General features: G+C 72.2%; 18 protein-coding genes. 4 read left to right on the top strand and 14 right to left on the bottom strand.

The window, feature by feature from the left end; all coding sequences use genetic code 11:
- Positions 1–122: 122 nt before the first annotated feature.
- From ACZ6S5_RS19165 to ACZ6S5_RS19150, 4 genes are all read right to left on the bottom strand, one after another.
- Entirely contained in the window at positions 123–1,934 is a 1,812-nt protein-coding gene (locus tag ACZ6S5_RS19165; protein ID WP_466002119.1) for a glycoside hydrolase family 13 protein, read from the bottom strand.
- A 139-nt stretch (positions 1,935–2,073) separates the two neighbouring features.
- The gene (locus tag ACZ6S5_RS19160; protein ID WP_466002137.1) at positions 2,074–2,862 is read right to left on the bottom strand and encodes a sugar ABC transporter permease; all 789 of its coding nucleotides are present in this window, start codon (positions 2,860–2,862) and stop codon (positions 2,074–2,076) included.
- A 107-nt stretch (positions 2,863–2,969) separates the two neighbouring features.
- Positions 2,970–4,610 (bottom strand): ABC transporter permease subunit, encoded by a 1,641-nt coding sequence (locus tag ACZ6S5_RS19155; RefSeq protein ID WP_466002117.1) that lies wholly within the window; start codon positions 4,608–4,610, stop codon positions 2,970–2,972.
- Positions 4,610–5,860: a sugar ABC transporter substrate-binding protein gene (locus ACZ6S5_RS19150; protein WP_466002115.1), complete on the bottom strand. Its 1,251-nt coding sequence runs from the start codon at positions 5,858–5,860 to the stop codon at positions 4,610–4,612. Before ACZ6S5_RS19150 ends, ACZ6S5_RS19155 begins: the two co-directional genes overlap by 1 nt.
- 198 nt (positions 5,861–6,058) lie before the next feature.
- Between ACZ6S5_RS19150 and ACZ6S5_RS19145 the strand changes: the two genes are divergently transcribed.
- Both ACZ6S5_RS19145 and ACZ6S5_RS19140 read left to right on the top strand, forming a co-directional pair.
- Positions 6,059–7,147 (top strand): LacI family DNA-binding transcriptional regulator, encoded by a 1,089-nt coding sequence (locus ACZ6S5_RS19145; protein ID WP_466002113.1) that lies wholly within the window; start codon positions 6,059–6,061, stop codon positions 7,145–7,147.
- Positions 7,148–7,399: 252 nt separating this feature from the next.
- Positions 7,400–9,034 (top strand): glycoside hydrolase family 13 protein, encoded by a 1,635-nt coding sequence (locus ACZ6S5_RS19140; protein ID WP_466002111.1) that lies wholly within the window; start codon positions 7,400–7,402, stop codon positions 9,032–9,034.
- Between the two features lie 270 nt (positions 9,035–9,304).
- On the opposite strand, the gene ACZ6S5_RS19135 is transcribed toward ACZ6S5_RS19140, so the two are convergent.
- From ACZ6S5_RS19135 to ACZ6S5_RS19110, 6 genes are all read right to left on the bottom strand, one after another.
- On the bottom strand, positions 9,305–9,745 hold the full coding sequence (locus ACZ6S5_RS19135; RefSeq protein ID WP_466002110.1) for a hypothetical protein: 441 nt from the start codon (positions 9,743–9,745) through the stop codon (positions 9,305–9,307).
- 120 nt (positions 9,746–9,865) lie between these two features.
- Positions 9,866–10,237 (bottom strand): GntR family transcriptional regulator, encoded by a 372-nt coding sequence (locus ACZ6S5_RS19130; protein ID WP_466002108.1) that lies wholly within the window; start codon positions 10,235–10,237, stop codon positions 9,866–9,868.
- Positions 10,234–11,169, bottom strand: coding sequence for a YihY/virulence factor BrkB family protein (locus tag ACZ6S5_RS19125; protein WP_466002106.1), 936 nt, complete (start codon positions 11,167–11,169; stop codon positions 10,234–10,236). The genes ACZ6S5_RS19130 and ACZ6S5_RS19125 overlap by 4 nt, the downstream gene beginning before the upstream one ends.
- A gap of 57 nt (positions 11,170–11,226) precedes the next feature.
- Positions 11,227–11,772 (bottom strand): 2'-5' RNA ligase family protein, encoded by a 546-nt coding sequence (locus tag ACZ6S5_RS19120; RefSeq protein WP_466002104.1) that lies wholly within the window; start codon positions 11,770–11,772, stop codon positions 11,227–11,229.
- A gap of 60 nt (positions 11,773–11,832) precedes the next feature.
- Positions 11,833–12,858, bottom strand: a complete 1,026-nt coding sequence (gene trpS / locus ACZ6S5_RS19115; RefSeq protein ID WP_466002102.1) for a tryptophan--tRNA ligase — start codon at positions 12,856–12,858, stop codon at positions 11,833–11,835.
- Between the two features lie 33 nt (positions 12,859–12,891).
- Positions 12,892–13,920 carry a hemolysin family protein gene (locus ACZ6S5_RS19110; RefSeq protein ID WP_466002100.1) on the bottom strand — a complete coding sequence of 343 codons (1,029 nt, stop codon included), beginning with the start codon at positions 13,918–13,920 and terminating at the stop codon, positions 12,892–12,894.
- Between the two features lie 176 nt (positions 13,921–14,096).
- On the opposite strand from ACZ6S5_RS19110, the gene galE reads away from it, so the two are divergent.
- Complete coding sequence (gene galE, locus ACZ6S5_RS19105; RefSeq protein WP_466002098.1) at positions 14,097–15,080, top strand: UDP-glucose 4-epimerase GalE; 984 nt, start codon at positions 14,097–14,099, stop codon at positions 15,078–15,080.
- The gene (gene galK, locus ACZ6S5_RS19100; RefSeq protein ID WP_466002096.1) at positions 15,077–16,270 is read left to right on the top strand and encodes a galactokinase; all 1,194 of its coding nucleotides are present in this window, start codon (positions 15,077–15,079) and stop codon (positions 16,268–16,270) included. Before galE ends, galK begins: the two co-directional genes overlap by 4 nt.
- Before the next feature lie 104 nt (positions 16,271–16,374).
- Here the strand turns inward: galK and ACZ6S5_RS19095 are convergent, their stop codons facing one another.
- The 4 genes from ACZ6S5_RS19095 to pth form a co-directional block, all read right to left on the bottom strand.
- Positions 16,375–17,679, bottom strand: a complete 1,305-nt coding sequence (locus ACZ6S5_RS19095) for a sulfate adenylyltransferase subunit 1 (protein ID WP_466002094.1) — start codon at positions 17,677–17,679, stop codon at positions 16,375–16,377.
- Complete coding sequence (cysD, locus tag ACZ6S5_RS19090) at positions 17,679–18,590, bottom strand: sulfate adenylyltransferase subunit CysD (RefSeq protein ID WP_466002092.1); 912 nt, start codon at positions 18,588–18,590, stop codon at positions 17,679–17,681. The genes ACZ6S5_RS19095 and cysD overlap by 1 nt, the downstream gene beginning before the upstream one ends.
- Positions 18,591–18,654: 64 nt before the next feature.
- Positions 18,655–19,488, bottom strand: a complete 834-nt coding sequence (locus ACZ6S5_RS19085) for a 3'(2'),5'-bisphosphate nucleotidase CysQ (protein ID WP_466002090.1) — start codon at positions 19,486–19,488, stop codon at positions 18,655–18,657.
- Positions 19,489–19,642: 154 nt separating this feature from the next.
- On the bottom strand, positions 19,643–20,233 hold the full coding sequence (gene pth, locus ACZ6S5_RS19080) for an aminoacyl-tRNA hydrolase (RefSeq protein WP_466002088.1): 591 nt from the start codon (positions 20,231–20,233) through the stop codon (positions 19,643–19,645).
- Positions 20,234–20,307: the final 74 nt, after the last annotated feature.

Raw genomic sequence — 20,307 nt, 5'->3', positions numbered from 1 at the left:
CCCCCCCCCCCCCCCCCCCCCCCCCCCCCCCCCCCCCCCCCCCCCCCCCCCCCCCCCCCCCCCCCCCCCCCCCCCCCCCCCCCCCCCCACGGCCGGAGCGCGATCTTGCCGCGACCGGGGCCTCAGGCCAGGCGCCAGACCTGGAAGGTGGGGCCGTCGGCGGGGAGGGTGACCGTGCCGTCGGCGTCCGGGCGCAGGGCGGGGGCGCCGCCGTACACGTTGTCCCCGGCCGGCAGCCCGGCCAGGCGGACCGGGGCGCCGGCCGCACGGCGGGCCAGCACCAGCACCGTGCCAGCGGGCGACTCGCGCAGGAAGACCAGGGTGTCCGGGTCCGCGTGCACCCAGCGCAGGCCGCCGTGCCGCAGCGCCGGCTCCGCCCGCCGCAGCGCCAGCAGCGACCGGTACGCGTCGAAGGTGCGCCGGTCCCAGCTCTCCGGCCGGTGCCACGGCATCGGGGTACGCGAGCCCTCGCCGTTGGTGCCGGTCAGGCCCAGCTCGTCCCCGGCGAAGATCACCGGGGTGCCCGGCATGGTGGCGAGCAGGCCCGCCGCCACCTCCTGCCGGGCCGCGTCGCCGACCACGGTCCGGATCCGGGCCGAGTCGTGCGACCCGAGCAGCTGCCAGGAGTGCACGTACGAGCGCCAGGAGATCAGCGACCGGTAGGTGTTCATGGTGGCGAGCACCGCGCCCGCGTCCCGCCGGCGGACCCCGCCCGGGGTGCCGAGGAAGTTCGGCACCGGCTGGTCGCCCTGGCGCAGCCAGGACCAGACCGGGTCGGTGAAGCCGACGTAGTTCATGGTGCCGTGCCAGCCGTCCCGGTCCAGGTCACCGGTGTGGTCGTGGCCATGCTCGGCGAGCAGCAGCCCGTCGGCCCGGGTGTCGGCGACCACCTCGCGCAGCAGCCGCGCCACCTCGTGGGTGTACGCGTCGGCGCCCCGCCGGCCGGTCATGTTCGCCACGTCGACCCGCCAGCCGTCCAGCCCGTACGGCGGGTGCAGCCAGCGGCGCAGCAGCGAGTCCTCGGCGGTGGCGAAGCGCCGGCGCAGCTCCGCGCTGCCCCAGTTCAGCTTCGGCAGCGACTTGACCCCGTTCCAGGACTCGTAGTCCCCAGTCACCGCGTCGAAGTAGTACAGCTCCCGCTCGGGCGCGTGGACGTCCTCGACGGCCCGCGTGAACCATTCGTGGGCGTCGCCGGTGTGGTTGCTGGTGATGTCACCGAGCAGCCGCCAGCCGCGGGCGTGCACCGCCTCGGCGAGCCGGGCCAGGGCGGCGTCCCCGCCGAGCAGCGGGTCCACGGTGTCGAAGCTGGCCGCGTCGTACCGGTGGTTGGAGCGGGCCGGGAAGATCGGGGTGAGGTAGACGGTGTTCACCCCGAGCCGGTCCAGGTGGTCCAGGCGCTCGGTGACGCCGTCCAGGTCGCCGCCGTAGAACTGGCGCGGCGTCTCCGGCCCGCGCCCGATCACCGGGGTGTCCCAGTCGCAGGGGATGGCCCAGTCCGGGGCGGTCCGGCCGCCGGCGGCGGCCGAGCGGGCGAACCGGTCCGGGAAGATCTGGTAGATCACCGCGGCCCGGGCCCAGGCCGGCGGCGGGGCGTAGCTGACCAGCTTGAAGTCGCCGTTGTCCGGCACGTCGTGGTCGACCAGGCCGGCGCCGTTGAGCCAGCGGTAGCCCTTCGCGCCCTCGAGCAGGAAGCGGTAGTTGCTGACCGGGTTGCGGACCTCGACGTCGGCCCGCCACCACACGTCACCGCCGTCGGTGCGGTCGACGACGGCCTCGGCGAAGTGGGGCTCACCGTCGCCGGTGGTCCGGACGTGCACCTGGCGCACGTCGGTGCCGGCCGGCACCCGGACGAAGACCGGGACGGTCTGCCCGAGCGCGGGCTCCTGCTCGGGGACGTAGGTGGCGGATCCGTCGTGGTGCGGCTGGAGAGACATGGCGATGCCTTCGCGTCGTTCCGACAGGGAGTGGGGCGGGCACCCGCCGCGGTCGGTCACCCGACCGCGGCGGTCCGCCCGGAAACCGCTCCGGTGTACGCCGACACGACGCCCTTGCCGCAGCGTGAGCCGAGGAGGCTCAGCCCTTGACGGCCCCGGCTGTCAAGCCGGAGACGATGTAGCGCTGGAGCAGTTGGAACACCAGCACCGTCGGGATCGCGGTGAGTAGCGTGCCCGCCGCGAACATCCCGAAGTTGTTGTTGCGCTCACCGGCCACCAGGCCGAACATGCCGACCGCCAGGGTCTTCGACTCCGGCTGGGTGAGGAACACGTTGGCGATGATGAACTCGTTGATCGTGCCGATGAACGACAGCAGCGCGGTCACCGCCAGGATCGGCGCCACCAGCGGCAGGATGATCCGGAAGAAGACCTGGGCGTGCGAGGCGCCGTCCATGGTCGCCGACTCGTCCAGCTCCTTCGGCAGGGTGTCGAAGAAGCCCTTCATCAGCCAGGTGTTCGCGCCGAGGGCAGTGCCCATGTAGAGCAGGAACAGACCCCACGGGGTGTTGAAGCCGATCGCCGGCCAGAGATCGGTGACCGTGGTGAAGATCAGGAAGATCGCCACGATGCACAGGAACTGCGGGAACATCTGGATCAGCAGCAGCGTGAGCAGGCCGACCCGCCGGCCGGCGAAGCGCATCCGGGAGAACGCGTACGCCGCGAGCGCGGACAGGAAGATCGACGCGAAGCTGGCCACGCCGGCGAGCAACAGCGAGTTGAGGAACCAGTGGGCGAAGGCGGTCTTGTCGAACAGGTTGGTGAAGTTCTCGAACGACGCCCCGGTCGGCAGCAGCTCGGTCGAGGAGAGCGTGCCCAGCGGGTTGAGCGCCGCGGAGAGCACGAACAGGATCGGGAAGAGGCTGAACATGACCGCCAGCACCCCGACGAGGTGCCGCCAGCCCACCTGGGCGAACCAGCGGCTTCTCGACTTCCCCTTCGCGTTGCGGTTGGCGACGGGGGCGTCCGCGTAGGTCGTCACGAGTACACCTCCTCCAACTTGCGGGTCCGCCGGAAGCTGACGGTCGCCACGACAGCCACGATCGCGAAGATGAAGACCGACACCGTGGTGGCCAAGCCGTACTCGGCGCCCTGGGCGCCGAAGGCGAGCCGGTAGGTGTAGGTGATCAGCAGGTCGGTGGCGCCGTTGGTCGGGTTGTCCGCCGGGAACGGCCCGCCCTCGGTGGTCAACAGGATCGCGTTGACGTTGTTGAAGTTGTACGCGAACGACGAGATCAGCAGCGGCGAGAGCGCGACCAGCAGCAGCGGCAGGGTGACCGCTCGGAACGACTGCCATGGTGATGCGCCGTCGACCGAGGTGGCCTCGGTCAGCTCGCGCGGGATCGCCTGGAGCGCGCCGGTGGCCACCAGGAACATGTACGGGTAGCCCAGCCAGAGCTGCACGAGCAGCACCGCGATCCGGGCGGTCCAGGCCCCGCCGAACCAGTCGACGCCCAGCCCGAACAGGTTGTTGATCAGGCCGAAGTCGGTGTTGAACATGTCCCGCCAGACCAGCAGCATCGCGAACGACGGCATGGCGTACGGGAGGATCAGCAGCACCCGGTAGAGGTTGGTGCCGCGCATCCGGGGCGAGTGCAGGGCGAGCGCGACGGCCATGCCGAGCAGGAAGGTCAGCCCGGTCGAGCCGATTGCGAAGGCGAAGTTCCAGAGCAGCGTGCCGAAGAACGGGCCGGAGATGTTCGGGTCGGTGAGCACCCGACTGAAGTTCTTGAACCCGACGTTGACCTTCCAGCCCTGGGCGAGCCGCTCGCCATCGGCGGCGACGAAGGAGCCGGTCTTCTCGTCGGCGGTCCAGGTCTTGCCGGTCTCGGTGTCCTTGACGCAGTCGCACCCGGCGTCGTACGCCCGGACGGCCTTGCCCTCGTAGGCGCGCGACAGGCCGTTGGAGCGGATCGCCCCACCCGAGGTCGGCACCACCAGATCGGTGATCTCCTTGCTCCGGCCGCTGGACTGACCGAAGTTGAGCACGGTGTACCCGCCGGCGGCGGTGATCTTGCCGGTGGGGCTGACCGTCACCTGACCGGCGTCGAGCTTGCGCAGCCCGCCCGCGTCACCGGCGAAGACGTCCTTGGTCTTCGGGTCGCTGAGCAGGAAGACCAGGGCGCCGGTCTGCGGGTCGCCCTTGGTGGCGATGGAGAGGGAGTACTCGGCGGAGCCGGGGACCTGCTTCACCGAGGAGGTCTGGATGGCGACGATCGCGTCATCCTTGGTGCCGCGGTGGCCGTCGCCGAAGTTCGTGAAGGCGGTGGTCGCGGTGTAAAGAATCGGGACGACCTGGAAGGCGAGCAGGAAGAGCGTGCCGGGAATCAGGTACTTGGCCGGGATGTGCCGCCGGGTGAGGTAGAGGTAGAACAGGCCGGCGGTGGTGACCGCCAGGACACCCAGCCCGATCCAGTGTTCGGCCTCGATGAGCGGGAACGCCGCCCAGATCGCGATCCCGGCGATCAGGCCGAGCAGGACCACCTTGACGACGAGGCCGGTCGCGGTGATCGGCGCGTGGTTCCGCGCGGTACGGGGCTTGCGCGGGAGCCCGCTGCGAACGGGCTCCCGGCCCGGGGTCCGCGTGGCGGACCCCGGGCCGGACAGCGACGTGCTCATTACTTGATCTGACCCGCGATGGTCTTGCCCGCGGCGGTGATCGTCTTGGCCGGGTCGGCGCCACCGATGACGGCGGCCTCCGCCTTGCCGAACGGGTCCCAGATCGCGGCCATGGCCGGGATCGCCGGGAGCACCTGGCCGTTCTTGCCGGCCTCCTGGAACTTGGCCAGGTCCGGGTCCTCGCCCTTGACCTGGTCGAAGGCGGCGGTCAGCGCCGGCGGGCGCGGCTCGGCCTTGTACAGCGCGACGGCCAGCTCCGGCTTGGTCACGTAGTTGGTGACGAACTCCTGGGCCAGGGCCTTGTTCTTGCCCTTGGCGGCGACGTAGAACGCCTGGACGCCCACGAACGGCTGGGCCTCCTTGCCACCGGCGAAGCCGGGGACCGGGGAGATGTCGTACTTGATGTTGGCCTTCTTGGCGTCGGCGATGGCCCACGGGCCGGACACCAGGAACGCGCACTTCTTGCTGGTGAAGGTGGCGATGGAGTTCTCGCCGGTGATGGAGCGCTTGAGGGCGCCCTCGCCCTTCTCACCGAGCTTCGCGATCTTCTGGAAGGCCGCGATCGACTCCGGCTTGCCCACGCCCAGGTCCTTCGGGTCGTAGTCGCCGTTGGCCGCGGTGCCGAACAGGTAGCCGCCGCCGGAGGTGTACAGCGGGTAGATGTGGTACGCGTCGCCGTTCTGGCCGGACTGGAGGCAGAGGATCTCGCTGGCCTTCTTCTCGGCCTTGAGCTTCTTGCCGGTCGTGACCAGGTCCTCGATCGTCTTCGGCGCCTCGGGGGCCAGCTCGGTGTTGCGGATGAGCGCGACGTTCTCGGTGGCGTAGGGGACGCCGTAGAGCTGGCCGTTGAAGGTGACGGCCTTGATCGCGGTCTCGTTGAACGCGCTCTTCTGCTCGGCGGCGAGCTGCACCGGGTCGATGGCGCCGTTCTGGACCAGGTTGCCGATCCAGTCGTGCGCGCCGACCACGACGTCCGGGCCGCTGCCCTGCTGCGAGGCGGTGACGAAGTTGGTCTGCAGGTCCTTGGAGACGGCCTGGACCTCGACGGTCACGCCGTTCTCCTTGCCGAACTCCTCGGCGAACGGCTTCAGGGCCGCGGTCCGCTTGTCGTCGGCCCAGATGACCAGCTTGCCGCCGGTGGCCTTGGCGGACTCCTTGGCGGCCGGCTTGTCGCTGCCACTGTTGCCGCAGCCGGACGCGGCGAGCGCCAGGCCGAGAACAGCGACCACACCCGCGGTACGGATGCGCATCGGTACTCCTGTCGTCATGGCGGCCCGCCGGGGGAAGGGCGGCCACCAGTGGAAAACCCCTGTAATTTCTTGCTGACCGGCGCTAGGGTGCCGCGCCGCTGCTCACGCATGTTGCGGGGACGTTAGCAAGAGGTTGCAGGGAATGGAAGGGCTTGCAGGAGTGTACGCAAGACTTTGCCGTTGAGCTAAAGTGCCGCCATGCGCGCTCGACTGTCCGACATCGCCCAACAGGCCGAAGTCAGCGAGGCCACGGTGTCGCGGGTGCTCAACGACCGCCCCGGCGTGGCCCCCGAGACCCGGCAGGCCGTCCTGACCGCCCTCGATGTGCTCGGTTACGAGCGCCCCGCCCGGCTGCGCAAGCGCAGCGCGGGCCTGGTCGGCCTGGTCGTGCCGGAGCTGGACAACCCGATCTTCCCGGCCTTCGCCCAGATCATCGAGTCGACGCTGGCGCAGAGCGGCTTCACCCCGGTGCTCTGCACCCAGACCCCCGGCGGGGTCACCGAGGATGAGTACGTCGAGATGCTGCTGGACCGCCAGGTCTCCGGCATCGTCTTCGTCTCCGGCCTGCACGCCGACACCGCCGCCAACCACGACCGGTACCGCGCGCTGATCGCCCGCCCGTTGCCGATCGTCATGATCAACGGGTACGCGCCCGGCATCGCGGCGCCCTTCGTCTCCTGCGACGACGGTGAGGCCACCGAACTGGCCGTCGCCCACCTGGTCGCGCTCGGCCACCGCCGGATCGGTTTGATCACCGGCCCGGACCGCTTCGTGCCGGTGCAGCGCCGCGTGGCCGGCTTCCGCACCGCCATGACCCGCCTGGTCGGCGCCACCGAGGCGGAGGCCGGCGAGCTTGCCGAGCTCTCCCTCTTCGGGGTCGAGGGCGGCGAGGCCGCCGCCGGCCGGCTGATCGAGCGCGGCGTGACCGGCATCGTCTGCGGCTCGGACCTGATGGCCCTCGGCGCGATCCGGGCCGCCCGCCAGCGCGGCCTCGCCGTCCCCACCGACGTCTCCGTGGTCGGCTACGACGACTCCCCGCTCATGGCCTTCACCGATCCACCGCTGACCACCATGCGCCAGCCGGTCGCCGCGATGGCGGTGGCCGCGGTCCGGGCTCTGGTCGACGAGATCAACGGGCACGCCGCCCCGCACTCCGAGTACCTGTTCCGCCCGGAGCTGGTGGTGCGTGGCTCCACCGCGGTGGCCCGCGAGGCGGGCGCCGCCCCCGGTGGCGCCGGCCCGCAGCGGCAGCGCCCGGCCCCGTCGTCGCTCGCGATCCCGGCCTGACCACCGCCCACCCGGCCCGGGCGAGCTCCCGGCGCGGCCCGCTCGGGCGCTGATTCACTCGGGATGCCGCGTCCAGCGGCTTCCCGCATCCGGGAGACCCCGAGATGCCGCAGCGTGATTGCCGTCATTTCTTGCGCAAGGAATGCTTGACTCTTGCAGCGCTCGGGCGGCATTCTGCTCAGACACCCCGCGCCCGGCACCCGTCCGTGCGGGGTGCCGCCGTCCCTTGCCAGAGAACGGGGATCGTCACCGATGACCGCCGCCACCGACCCGACCCCGCCGACCTCCGACCTCGACTGGTGGCGATCCGCGGTCGTCTACCAGGTGTACGTCCGCAGCTTCGCCGACGCGAACGGGGACGGCGTCGGTGACCTCGAGGGCATCCGGCAGCGCCTGCCGTACCTGCGTGAACTGGGCGTGGACGCGCTCTGGCTGACCCCCTTCTACACCTCGCCGCAGATCGACGCCGGCTACGACGTGGCCGACTACCGGGACGTGGACCCGCTCTTCGGCACGCTCGCCGACTTCGAGGCGATGATCACCGACGCACACGCGCTGGGCCTGCGGATCATCGTGGACCTGGTTCCCAACCACACCTCCAGCGCGCACCCGTGGTTCCAGGCGGCGCTGGCCGCCGGCCCCGGCTCCGCCGAGCGCGAGCGCTACCTGTTCGCCGACGGCAAGGGCGAGGACGGCGAGCTGCCGCCGAACGACTGGGAGAGCATCTTCGGCGGCCCCGCCTGGACCCGGGTCGCCGACGGCCAGTGGTACCTGCACCTGTTCGACCCGGCCCAGCCCGACCTGAACTGGCGCCACCCCGAGGTAAAGGCCGAGTTCCACGACATCCTGCGGTTCTGGCTGGACCGGGGGGTGGACGGCTTCCGGATCGACGTGGCGCACGGGATGATCAAGGCCGAGGGTCTGCCGGACGTCGGCTTCAACTCGATGACCACCGGCCAGCGCCAGTCCGAGCTGCTCGGCAAGGGCAAGCTGCCGTACTTCGACCAGGACGAGGTGCACGACATCTACCGCACCTGGCGGCCGATCCTGGACAGCTACCCGGGGGGCCGGATGGCGGTGGCCGAGGCCTGGGCGGAGACCCCGCAGCGGCTGGCCCGCTACATCGGCCCGGACGAGCTGCACCAGGCGTTCAGCTTCGACTTCCTTGACGCCACCTGGTCGGCCGACTCGTTCCGCAAGGTGATCGACACCGCGCTCGCCGAGTCGACCATCGTCGGCGCCCCGACCACCTGGGTGCTCTCCAACCACGACCGGCAGCGACACGTCACCCGGTACGGCGACGGCGAATTCGGGCTCCGCCGGGCCCGGGCCGCCGCCCTGCTGATGCTCTCCCTGCCCGGCTGCGCGTACGTCTACCAGGGCGAGGAGCTGGGCCTGCCGGAGGTGCTGGACCTTCCCGACGAGCTGCGCCAGGACCCGGCGTTCCTGCGTACCGGGGAGAGCCGGGACGGCTGCCGGGTGCCGATCCCGTGGAGCGGCGAGCTGGCCCCGTACGGCTTCGGCCCGGACGGCAGCGAGCTGAGCTGGCTGCCGGCCCCGGCGACCTGGCGGGCCCTCTCGGTGGCCGCCCAGGCCGGCCTGCCCGGCTCGACGCTGGAGCTCTACCGGACCGCGCTGCGCATCCGGCACGAGCACCCGGCGCTGGCCGGCACCGACGGCATCACCTGGCTGGAGACCGAGCCGGGGGTGCTGGCGTTCCGCCGCAGCGCCGGCGACGCCGAGCTGACCTGTGTGGTCAACATCAGCGGCGCGGCGACGACGGTCCGCGGCTACGGCCGGCCGATCGTCGCCAGCGCCGACCTCACCGAGCAGGGTGACGGGCACGTCCTGCCGGTGGACGCGGCTGCGTGGTTCGAACGGCGATGAGCCGGGTAACCCGCCATTGACCTGGTCGTCCGTTGTGCTTCGCGCCGACGGGCGGCTGGGCTACCGACCCCTTGTGGTGGGGGGTGAGGTGGCGCTGGCCCCTCGGGAAGTACTTCCCGAGGGGCCGGTGTCCACCGGGGAGCGCGGGGTACCAAGCGGGGATGAGCGCACACGTGGCGCAGTACAGCCTCGATGGCTTCGTGGTCCCGGCCGACCCGGAAGGCAACGAGCTCTGCGTGCTCGACCACGCACCGCGCCGGTGAGGCGCGCTCAGTCCTTGCCGGTCAGCAGCTTGGCGATCCGCGCGAAGCCGGCCCGCACCTCGTCCCGGCTCGGCGCGGTCACCGGTGACGGCTCCGGCTCCCGCTCGGCGGCGAGCTCCAACTCCTCGTCGATGACGTCCTCGAAGTCGCCGTAGAGGTCCGCCTGGTCGGTCCGGGCCGCCTCGTCCTCGGCCGCGATCTGCGCGGCGGCGATCTCGCTGCGGATCTCCTCCGGCGTCAGCGCCGGCAGCAGCGGCTCCACCACCGCCATCAACTGCTCCTCGGCCACCACCGCCTCGGCCAGGGCGAGCGCGTGCGGCCGCTCGTACGGGCCGCAAACCACCGGCTCCCACTCGTCTTCGTCGCCGAGCGGGCCGAAGGTGATGATCCACGGCAGGCCGAGCATCGGGGAGTCGTCCGGCAGGTCCAGTGTCACGAGTGCGCCCACCGGCCCATCATGGTCGCTGTCCGGCCGAACATGGGCCGCATTCACCCCAACTGCCGCTTCTTCAGATGTCGTGCTCATGACACCCCCTCACCTCGCCGCGCGGGGCACGGGGGGGCGGCGTCATGGTGCGGTGGCGTCGAGGGCGGCGCGGACGAGGGCGAGGGCGCGGTCCGGGGGGACGCCCAGGCGGACCGCCTCGGCGGCGTACTCGGTCGCGGCGCGGTGCAGGCGGTCGGTGGCATCGTCCCGGCCGGGCGCGACCACGGTGCCGTGCCGGCCCCGGGTCTCCACCAGCCCGGCCCCCTCCAGCTCCCGGTACGCCCGGGCCACCGTGTTCACCGCCAGCCCCAGGTCGGTGGCGAGCTGCCGGACCGCGGGCAGCCGGATGCCCACCGGCAGCCGGCCGTCGCCGATCATCCGGGCGAGTTGCCCGCGCACCTGCTCGTACGGGGGTACCGCCGAGGCCGGGTCGATCCGGATCCGCGTGGTCATCCCGCCCCTCCCGGCGTACCCGGGTCGGTCTCCTCGTCCACCTCGACGTCCACCTCCCGGGCGGCGGCACCCTCGGCCAGGTCGACCACCCGGCCGTACCGGCTGGTGGCGGCCAGCGCCGCGCCGAAGAGCACCAACTGGTTGAGCAGGTAGAGGTAGAGCAGCAGCCCCACCGCGGTGGCCACCACCGTGTACGCGGGGTTCCGCTCGGTGCGGACCACGTAGTAGCGCCCGACAGTGTTCAGCAGGGTGATGCCGATCGCCACCACCAGGACCACCGGCCGCAGCCGGCGCCGGCTCATCCGCAGCCGGGGCACCGCGACCAGCAGCGCCACCGCCAGCACCGCGTTGACCAGCACGCTGAGCACCGCGCTCACCGTGGTCAGGCCGACCGACCCGGTGCTGCGCAGCAGGAAGCGCAGCAACGATCCCAGCGCGTCGACGGCGGCCACCGAGACGCCGAGCAGCACGAAGACCGCGACGAGCACGCCCAGGTCGACCAGCCGGCGGACCACCAGGTTGCCGGGCTGCTGGTTGAGGCCGTACATCAGCCGCTGCGAGGAGCGGATCGCCTCCACCCAGCCGATCCCGGTGAAGACCAGGATGATCAGGCCGACCACGCCGACGGTGTTGCTGCTCCGGGCGATCTGCTGCGGGTCGAGGAACGGCAGGTTCCGCTCCAGGAAGTCCGCCGCCGCCCGGCTCACCTCGTCGTTGTCCTCGAGGATCGCGCCGAACACCCAGTACGCGACCAGGGCGAGCGCGAACACCGCGAAGAAGCCGTAGTAGGCGATCGCGGCGGCGAGCCGGCCGGCGAGCACGTCGGCGTAGAGCGTCCCGGCCCGCCACAGGTGGTCGAAGGCCGGCAGCCGGTCGCGCGCGGCGTCGATCCGACGGTTCGCCGCGGCCTCGATCCGGCCGATCACGTTCACCACGTCATCCTCGCCGATCCCCCGTCGCCCCGGGGGCAGGCCGGCCGGGTGCTCAGCTCAGCCGCCGAGCCGGAAGTCCCGGCGAGGCTGCCACCGGGTCGCCCCGCTGTGCGAGAAGAGGGTGAAGGCCTCCACCTCGAACAGCGCGGAGAAGTCGGCGAGGTCCTCGTACGCCTTGTCGAGCACCTCGGGTGGGACGTCCTGGGCCACCGTGACGTGCGGGTGGTACGGGAAGCGCGCCTCCCGCTGCAGCTCGGGGGCCGAGTTGATGGCGGAGGCGAGCAGCTCGCACTCGCTGATCCCGGCCGCCACCGCCACGAAGACCACCTGGGTGACCGGCCGGAACGTGCCCGTGCCCCGCAGGTGCAGGGTGAACGGCAGGTGCGTGGCGGCCACCCGGGCCAGGTGCGCCTCGACGGCGGGCAGCGCGCTCACCGGGATCTCGGTGGGCCCGAGCAGGGTGACGTGCGCCGGGACCGCCTGCGGGTCGCCGGCCTCGACCCGGCGACGGGTGAGCATCCCGCCCCACGGCTCGGGGACGTCCACCGCGATCCCGATCTGGATGGTGTCACCGTCGTCCGGCGCCCCGTCCCTGCGATCCACGCTTCGCGCCACCCCTCCGGCCACCGACTGTTCCCCACCCGTCCCGTCGCGTCCGGGCCGCTACTCGGCCCGGACCGGCGGGAAGAAGCCGATCCGCTCGTACGCGGTCGCCAGCGTCGCGGCGGCGACCGCCCGCGCCTTTTCCGCGCCGTGCGCGAGCAGCTTGTCGAGCTGCGCCGGGTCGTCCAGGTAGGCGCGGGTGCGCTCCTGGATCGGGGTGACGAACTCCCGGACCACCTCGCCGAGGTCCTTCTTCAGGTCGCCGTAGCCCTTGCCGTCGTACGCGGCCACGAGGTCGTCGATGCTCCGGCCGGAGAGCGCCGAGTAGATGGTGAGCAGGTTGGAGATCCCCGGCTTGCCCTCGGCGTCGAAGACGATCTCGCGGCCGGTGTCGGTGACCGCGGAGCGGATCTTCTTGGCCGAGCGGGCCGGCTCCTCAAGCAGGTCGATGATGCCGGCCGGGGAGGAGGACGACTTGGACATCTTGGCCGTCGGGTCCTGCAGGTCGGTGATCTTCGCGGTGTCCTTGACGATGTGCGGCGCGGGCACGGTGAAGGTCGGCCCGAACAGCGAGTTGAACCGCTGGGCCAGGTCCCGGGAGAGTTCCAGGTGCTGCCGCTGGTCCTCGCCGACCGGCACCGCGTGGGCCTGGTAGAGCAGGATGTCGGCGGCCTGCAGGATCGGGTACGTGAAGAGGCCGACGCTGGCCCGCTCGCTGCCCTGCTTCTGCGACTTGTCCTTGAACTGGGTCATCCGGCTGGCCTCGCCGAAGCCGGTGATGCAGCCGAGCACCCAGGCCAGCTGCGGGTGCTCGGGCACCTGCGACTGGACGAAGAGGGTGCTGCGCTCCGGGTCGATGCCCAGCGCGAAGAGCTGCGCGGCGGCCACCCGGCTGCGCTGCTTGAGCACCTTCGGCTCGTGCCCGGCGGTGATCGCGTGCAGGTCCACCACGCAGTAGAACGCGTCGTGGCTGTCCTGCAGGGCCACCCAGTGCCGCAGCGCGCCGAGGTAGTTGCCGAGGTGGAACGAGTCGGCGGTCGGCTGGATGCCGGAGAAGACGCGCGGGCGGGCGGGTACGTCGGACATGGCGGCAATTCTGTCAGCAAGGCGCGGCGTACGTCATGACGGGCCGGCGGGTCGGCGCTCGGCGGGGGCCACCGGGGCGGTGAGCTCGCGTCGCTGCTCCGGCAGACGCGCGGCGGAGACCGCCAGGCGGGACACCCGCCGTCCGTCCAGGGCGAGCACCCGCAGCAGCCACCCGTCCGGCGGGTCCTCCGGATCGGGTCCACCCGCGCCGTCCCGGTCCGGGGCCACCGGCACCTCGTCGCCGGCGACCGGGAGCCGGCCCAGGGCGGCCATCACGTACCCTCCGACCGTCTCGTACGGCCCGACGGGCAGCGGGACCCCGGTGCGCTCGGCGAAGTCGGCCAGGTTGAGCCGGCCGTCGACGACGGCGGGCAGGCCGGCGTGCGCCGGGTCGGGCGGGCCGTCGTCGTACTCGTCGTGGATCTCCCCGACCAGCTCCTCGACCAGGTCCTCGCAGGTCACGATGCCGGCGGTGCCGCCGTACTCGTCGACCACCACGGCCAGGTGGTGCCCCTCCCGGCGCATCTCGGTGAGCGCGGCGAGCACGAGTTTGCTGCCGGGCAGCCGCTTCACCTCGCGGGTCAGCTCCCCGACCGTGGCGCAGCGGTCCCGTTCGGGGCGGAGCAGCACGTCCCGCAGGTGGACGAAGCCGACCACGTCGTCGTGGGTGCCGTCGACCACCGGGTACCGGGTGTGCGTCTCGGCCCGTACCAGCCGTTCCGCCTCGGCGAGGGTGAGCCCGGCGGAGAGGAACACCACCTCGGTCCGCGGCACCATCACCTCGCGCACCAGCCGCGCGCCGGCCACCAGCACCTCGTCGATGATCCGCCGCTCGTCGGGATCCAGCACGGTGTTGGCGGCGACCAGGTCGCGCAGCTCGGCCTCGCTGATCCGCTCCCGGCCGGCGGCCGGGCTGGCGCCGAGCAGGTCGGTGACCAGGCGGGTGGCGCCGTCGGCGGCGCGGACCACCAGACGGGCGACGGTCCGGGCGACCGGTCCCGGTGCGCGTCGCGGCCGCCCCGACGGTCGTCGCCGGGACCCGGGACCGCCTGCCTCCCGCATGACTAAGGATGGTAGACAGCGCCCGCCGTGCGCCTGCGGCGATGTTCGGATCTGTTCAATCATGGCGGATCATGGTGAAATAGCGGTGGGCAGCGGGCAGCGGAGGCACAGCCGGCGGCCCTAGGGTGGTCGACGGACGGCCGGCACGGGGCCCGGCCAGGCAGGGAGGACCCGACGTGAAACTGCTCGTCACCGGCGGCGCCGGCTACATCGGCAGCGTGGTGACCCGGATGCTGCTGGACCACGGCCACGACGTGACCGTCCTGGACGACCTGCGCACCGGCCACCGGCAGGCCCTCGCCCCCGAGGCCACCCACGTCGACCTGCCGGTGCACGAGGCCGCCCGGGTGCTCACCCCGGACGCCGGCTTCGAGGGCGTGCTGCACCTCGCCGCGCTGATCGCCGCCGGCGAGTCGATGGTCAAGCCCGAGCTCTACTGGCACGCCAACACGGTCGGCTCGCTCGCCCTGCTCGACGCGATCCGCGCCGCCCGGGTGCCCCGGCTGGTCTTCTCCTCCACCGCCGCCGTCTACGGCAACCCCACCGAGCTGCCCATCCCGGAGACCGCCGTCAAGGCGCCCACCAACACCTACGGGGCGACCAAGCTGGCCGTCGACATGGCGCTCACCTCCGAGGCGGTCGCGCACGACCTGGCCGCCATCTCGCTGCGCTACTTCAACGTCGCCGGGGCGTACCTGCACGACGGGCGGGCCATCGGGGAACGGCACGACCCGGAGAGCCACCTCATCCCGCTGGCCCTCGACGTGGCCGCCGGCCGCCGCGACAAGCTCCAGCTCTTCGGCGACGACTACCCCACCGTCGACGGCACCTGCGTCCGCGACTACATCCACGTCGAGGACCTGGCCCGGGCCCACCTGCTGGCACTCGACGCCGCGACGCCCGGCCGGCACCGGATCTACAACCTGGGCAACGGCAACGGCTTCACCAACCGGCAGGTGATCGAGGTGGTCCGCGAGGTCACCGGCCACCCGGTGCCGGTCGAGGTGGCCCCGCGCCGCGAGGGCGACCCCGCCGAGCTGGTCGCCTCCTCCGCGCTGGCCCGCGCCGAACTCGGCTGGGCGCCGGCCAAGCCCACCCTCCAGGACATGGTCGGCGACGCCTGGGCGTTCTACCGCGAGCACGTCCTGGGGCAGCGTTGACGGCCGCGGCCGCCACGACGCCGCCCGCGCCGTCCGGCGACGTCGCCGCCCGCGCCACCACCGGCTTCCGGCAGCGGTACGGCGGGGAGCCGACCGGCCGCTGGGCGGCTCCCGGGCGGGTCAACCTGATCGGCGAGCACACCGACTACAACGACGGCTTCGTGCTCCCCTTCGCGCTGCCGCTGCGTACCGTGGTCGCCGCCGCCGGACGGGACGACGAACGCTGGACGGTCTGGTCGGAGCTGGACGACGACCCGGTCGAGTTCGGGCCGGAGGAGGCCGACGAGCCCGGCCGGGTCACCGGCTGGGCCGCCTACGTGGCCGGGGTGGTCTGGGCGCTGCGGGCCGCCGGCCAACCCGTCCCCGGCGCCCGGCTCGCCATCGCCTCCGACGTGCCGGTCGGCTCCGGGCTCTCCTCGTCGGCGGCCATCGAGTCCGCGGTGCTCGCCGCCCTGGTCGAGCTGGGCGGCCTGGACCTCCCGGCCGCGCGGTGGCCCCGGCTGGCCCAGCGGGCCGAGAACGAGTACGTGGGCGCGCCCACCGGGATCATGGACCAGTCGGCGGTGATCCGGGGCCGGGCGGGGCAGGCGCTCTTCCTGGACTGCCGCACCGAGGAGGTCGAGCAGATCCCGTTCGACCTGGACGCCGCCGGGCTGGCCATGCTGGTGATCGACAGCCGCGCCCCGCACCGGCACGCCGACGGCGAGTACGCCGCCCGCCGGAAGTCCTGCGAGGAGGCGGCGCGGATCCTCGGGGTGCCCGCCCTGCGCGACGTCGCCGTGGCCGACCTCGACGCGGCGCTGAGCGAGCTGCCCGACGACGAGACCCGCCGCCGGGTCCGGCACGTGGTCACCGAGGACCAGCGGGTGCTCGACACCGTCGCCCTGCTGCGCGCCGGCCGGGTACGCGACATCGGCCCATTGCTGACCGCCTCGCACGCCTCGATGCGCGACGACTTCGAGATCACCGTGCCGGAGGTCGACACCGCGGTCGAGGCGGCCCTCGCCGCCGGGGCGTACGGGGCCCGGATGACCGGCGGCGGCTTCGGCGGCTGCGTCCTCGCCCTGGTCGACGCGGACTCCGCCGACGCCGTGGCGGCCGCCGTCACCGCCGCGTACGCCGAACGCGGCTTCGCCGTCCCCGGCACCGTCACCGTCCTGCCGACCGCCGGCGCCGCCCGCCTCGACTGACCCGCCCCCACACTCCACGCCGCCGGTGCGGCCTCTTTCACGGAAAGAGTGGCCATCCTCGCGTGCATGGCCACTCTTTCCGTGAATCAGCGCCCCTGGGACGGTCAGCCGGCTTCGACGATCATGCCGGCGCCGACCGTGCGGTTGGTGGTCTCGTCGATGATCACGAAGCCGCCGGTGGTGCGGTTGCGGCGGTACTCGTCCGCCAGCAGCGGGACGGTGGTGCGCAGGCGGACTCGGCCGATCTCGTTGAGCTTCAGCTCGCCGGCCACCTCGTCCCGGTGCAGAGAGTTGATGTCCAGCCGGTAGTGCAGGCCGCGCACGATCGCCCGGGCCGAGCGGGTGGTGTGCTTGATGGCGTACTTGCCGCCGACCTGCAACGGGCGGGTCTCATCCATCCAGCAGACCATCGCCTCGATGTCCTGCGCGACGGCCGGGGCGTTGTTCGGCCGGCAGATCATGTCGCCGCGCGAGATGTCGATCTCGCCGGTCAGCCGGACCGTCACCGACATCGGCGGGAACGCCTCCGCCACCGGGCCGTCCGCCGTCTCCACGGAGGCGATCCGGCTGGTGAAGCCGGACGGCAGCACCATCACCTCGTCACCGGGCTTGAGCACACCCGAGGCGACCTGGCCCGCGTACCCCCGGTAGTCGGTGACGGTGGTGGACTGCGGTCGGATCACGTACTGCACCGGGAAGCGCACGTCGACCAGGTTGCGGTCGGACGCGATGTGCACCCGCTCCAGGTGGTGCAGCAACGACGGGCCCTCGTACCAGGGCATGTTCTCCGAACGGGAGACGATGTTGTCGCCCTTCAGCGCGGAGATCGGGATGACGGTCAGGTCGGGCACCTCGAGCTTCGCGGCGAACGCGGTGAACTCGGCGGCGATCCGCTCGAACACCTCCTCCGACCAGTCGACCAGGTCCATCTTGTTGACGCAGAGGACCAGGTGCGGCACCCGCAGCAGCGAGCAGAGGAACGCGTGCCGGCGGGACTGCTCCACCAGCCCCTTGCGGGCGTCCACCAGGATCAGCGCCAGGTCGGCGGTGGAGGCGCCAGTGACCATGTTCCGGGTGTACTGGATGTGCCCGGGGGTGTCGGCGATGATGAACTTCCGCCGCGGCGTGGCGAAGTAGCGGTACGCCACGTCGATGGTGATGCCCTGCTCCCGCTCCGCCCGCAGGCCGTCGGTGAGCAGCGCGAGGTTCGTGTACTCGTCGCCCCGGGCCGCGCTGACCGCCTCGACCGCGGCCAACTGGTCGGTGAAGAGCGACTTGGTGTCGTAGAGCAGCCGGCCGATCAACGTCGACTTGCCGTCGTCCACGCTGCCGGCGGTGGCGAAGCGCAGCAGGTCCATCGGCCGGGCCTCGGCGCCGGTGGCGGCCGGGGACAGGGTCTCGACGCTCATCAGAAGTAGCCCTCCCGCTTGCGGTCCTCCATGGCGGCCTCGCTGACCCGGTCGTCGCCGCGGGTCGCGCCGCGCTCGGTGATCCGCGTGGCGGCCACCTCCTCGATCACCTTCTCCACCGTGTCGGCGTCCGACCGGACGGCCGCGGTGCAGGAGGCGTCGCCCACGGTCCGGTAGCGCACCTGCGCTTTGAACCGCTCCTCGCCCGCCTTGGGCCGGATGAACTCGTTGACCGCGTAGAGCATGCCGTCCCGCTCGACCACCTCGCGCTCGTGCGCGTAGTAGATCGACGGCAGCGGGATCCGCTCCCGGGCGATGTAGTGCCACACGTCCAGCTCGGTCCAGTTGGACAGCGGGAAGACCCGGATCGACTCGCCCGGGTGGTGCCGGCCGTTGTAGAGCGACCACAGCTCCGGACGCTGGTTCTTCGGGTCCCACTGGCCGAACTCGTCGCGGAAGCTGAATACCCGCTCCTTGGCCCGGGCCTTCTCCTCGTCCCGCCGGGCGCCGCCGAACAGCGCGTCGAAGCGGTGCTTCTCCACCGCGTCGAGCAGCACCGGGGTCTGGATCCGGTTGCGCATCCCGTCCGCCGACTCGCGGACCAGCCCCGCGGCCAGGGCCTCCGGCACGCTGGCCACGATCAGGTGCAGGCCCAGCTCGGCGACCCGCTGGTCGCGGTATTCGAGAACCTCGGCGAAGTTGTGCCCGGTGTCGACGTGCATGACCGGGAAGGGGATGTTGGCCGGGGCGAACGCCTTCTGGGCCAGCCGGAGCATCACGATCGAGTCCTTGCCACCGGAGAACAGCAGCACCGGACGCTCCATCTCGGCGACGACCTCGCGCATCACGAAGATGCTCTCCGCCTCCAGCGCGTCGAGGTGGGAGACCTGGTACGCGGCCGGGGCCGTCACGACACGAATCCGTTCATCGAATTCCAGACCTTTCCGGTCGGACTCGTCAAGAAGAACGTTCAGGCTACCCGGAATGCCGCTGCAACGCTGCAAGCAACCGACTGGCGAGATCCTTGCGACAGACCAGCAGGTCGGGTAGGCGCGGGTCGGCCTCGTTGTATTTCAGCGCAGAACCGTCGATCCGGGAAGCGTGCAGCCCGGTGGCCGTCGCCACAGCGACCGGTGCCGCCGAGTCCCACTCGTACTGGCCACCGGCGTGGATGTACGCGTCCACCTCCCCGGTCACCACCGCCGCGATCTTCGCGCCCGCCGAGCCCATCGGCACCAGGTGCGCCCCGACATCCTCCGCCAGGTCGGTCAGGAAGACCGGCGGCCGGCTGCGGCTCGCCGCCAGCCGGATGGTCCGCCCACCGGGCGCGGTCGCCGCCTCCAGCGTCATCGGCGGGTACGCCGGCGGGTAGTCCGTGGCCAGCACCCGGTGCTGCGCCGGCAGCCCCACCGCTCCGGCGACCAGCCCGTGCGGCGTCGGCGCGTTGCGCGCCCAGAGCGCCACGTGCACCGCCCAGTCCGCGCGGCCCTCCTCGGCGAACTCGCGGGTGCCGTCCAACGGGTCGACGATCCACACCCGGTCGGCGGTCAGCCGGGACACCGCGTCCGGGCTCACCTCCGCCGTCCAGGCCAGCCGGGAGCCCTCGTCCTCCTCCGACAGCACCGCGTCCGCCGGCCGCCACCTCGCCAGCTCGGTACGGATCAGGTCGTGCGAGACCTTGTCCCCGGCCGACTTCAACGCCCCCGGGTCGGCGAAGCCCATCTCCGTACGCAGGTTCATCAGCGCCTGCCCGGCGCGCGCCGCCAGCCAGCGGGCGAACGCGCCGTCGATCATCGGAGGACTGCCCATGCTTCCCGCTCCCGTCGCTCGCCGTCGCCGGCCACCGCCACGTCAGAAAGGCGCAGACTACCGGCCGGAGCCCCCCGCGCCCCGGACGACGGCTCCAGATCGCGGCGCGGCGTCAGACGCGCCGAGCTGGAGTTGTCGGAACGCCCCGCCCGGGTCAGGCCCCGTGGTAGAGGTTCTGCGTCGGCTCCACGCCCTTGGTGATCACCGACTCCACCACATCCGCCGCCCGGTCGACCAGGAACTCCAGCTCCTTACGCTCGGACGAGGAGAAGTCCGACAGCACGTAGTCCGCCGGGTCCTGCCGCCCCGGCGGCCGGCCGATGCCGAACCGCACCCGGACGTAGTCCTTCGTGCCCAGCGACTTCGACATCGAGCGCAGGCCGTTGTGCCCGCCCTCACCGCCACCGCACTTGACCCGCAGCTGCCCGTACGGGATGTCCAGCTCGTCGTGGATCGCGATGACCCGGCCCGGCGGGATCTTGTGGAACTGCGCCAGCCCGACCACCGGCCCACCGGACAGGTTCATGTACGTCAGCGGCTTCACCAGCACCAGCTTCGGACCGCCGAACCCCAGCCGCCCCTCGGCGACCTCCGCCACCGCCCGCTTGTGCCGCCCGAACCTACCGCCCAGCCGGGCGGCCAGCAGGTCGGCCACCATGAAGCCGACGTTGTGCCGGTTGCCCGCGTACTCCCGACCGGGGTTGCCCAGGCCGACCACCAGCCACGGCCCCGACTCCTCCGTCACGCCACATCCCTTCCGTCACCCACCGCCGCGCCGCCACCGGGCGGCCGCCCCGAATACGCCGACAGGCGCCCCCG

The sequence above is a fragment of the Micromonospora sp. NPDC051924 genome (assembly GCF_055586005.1).
The sequence above is the reverse complement of the archived record's forward strand: the minus strand, read 5'-3'. Positions and strand labels throughout refer to the sequence as shown.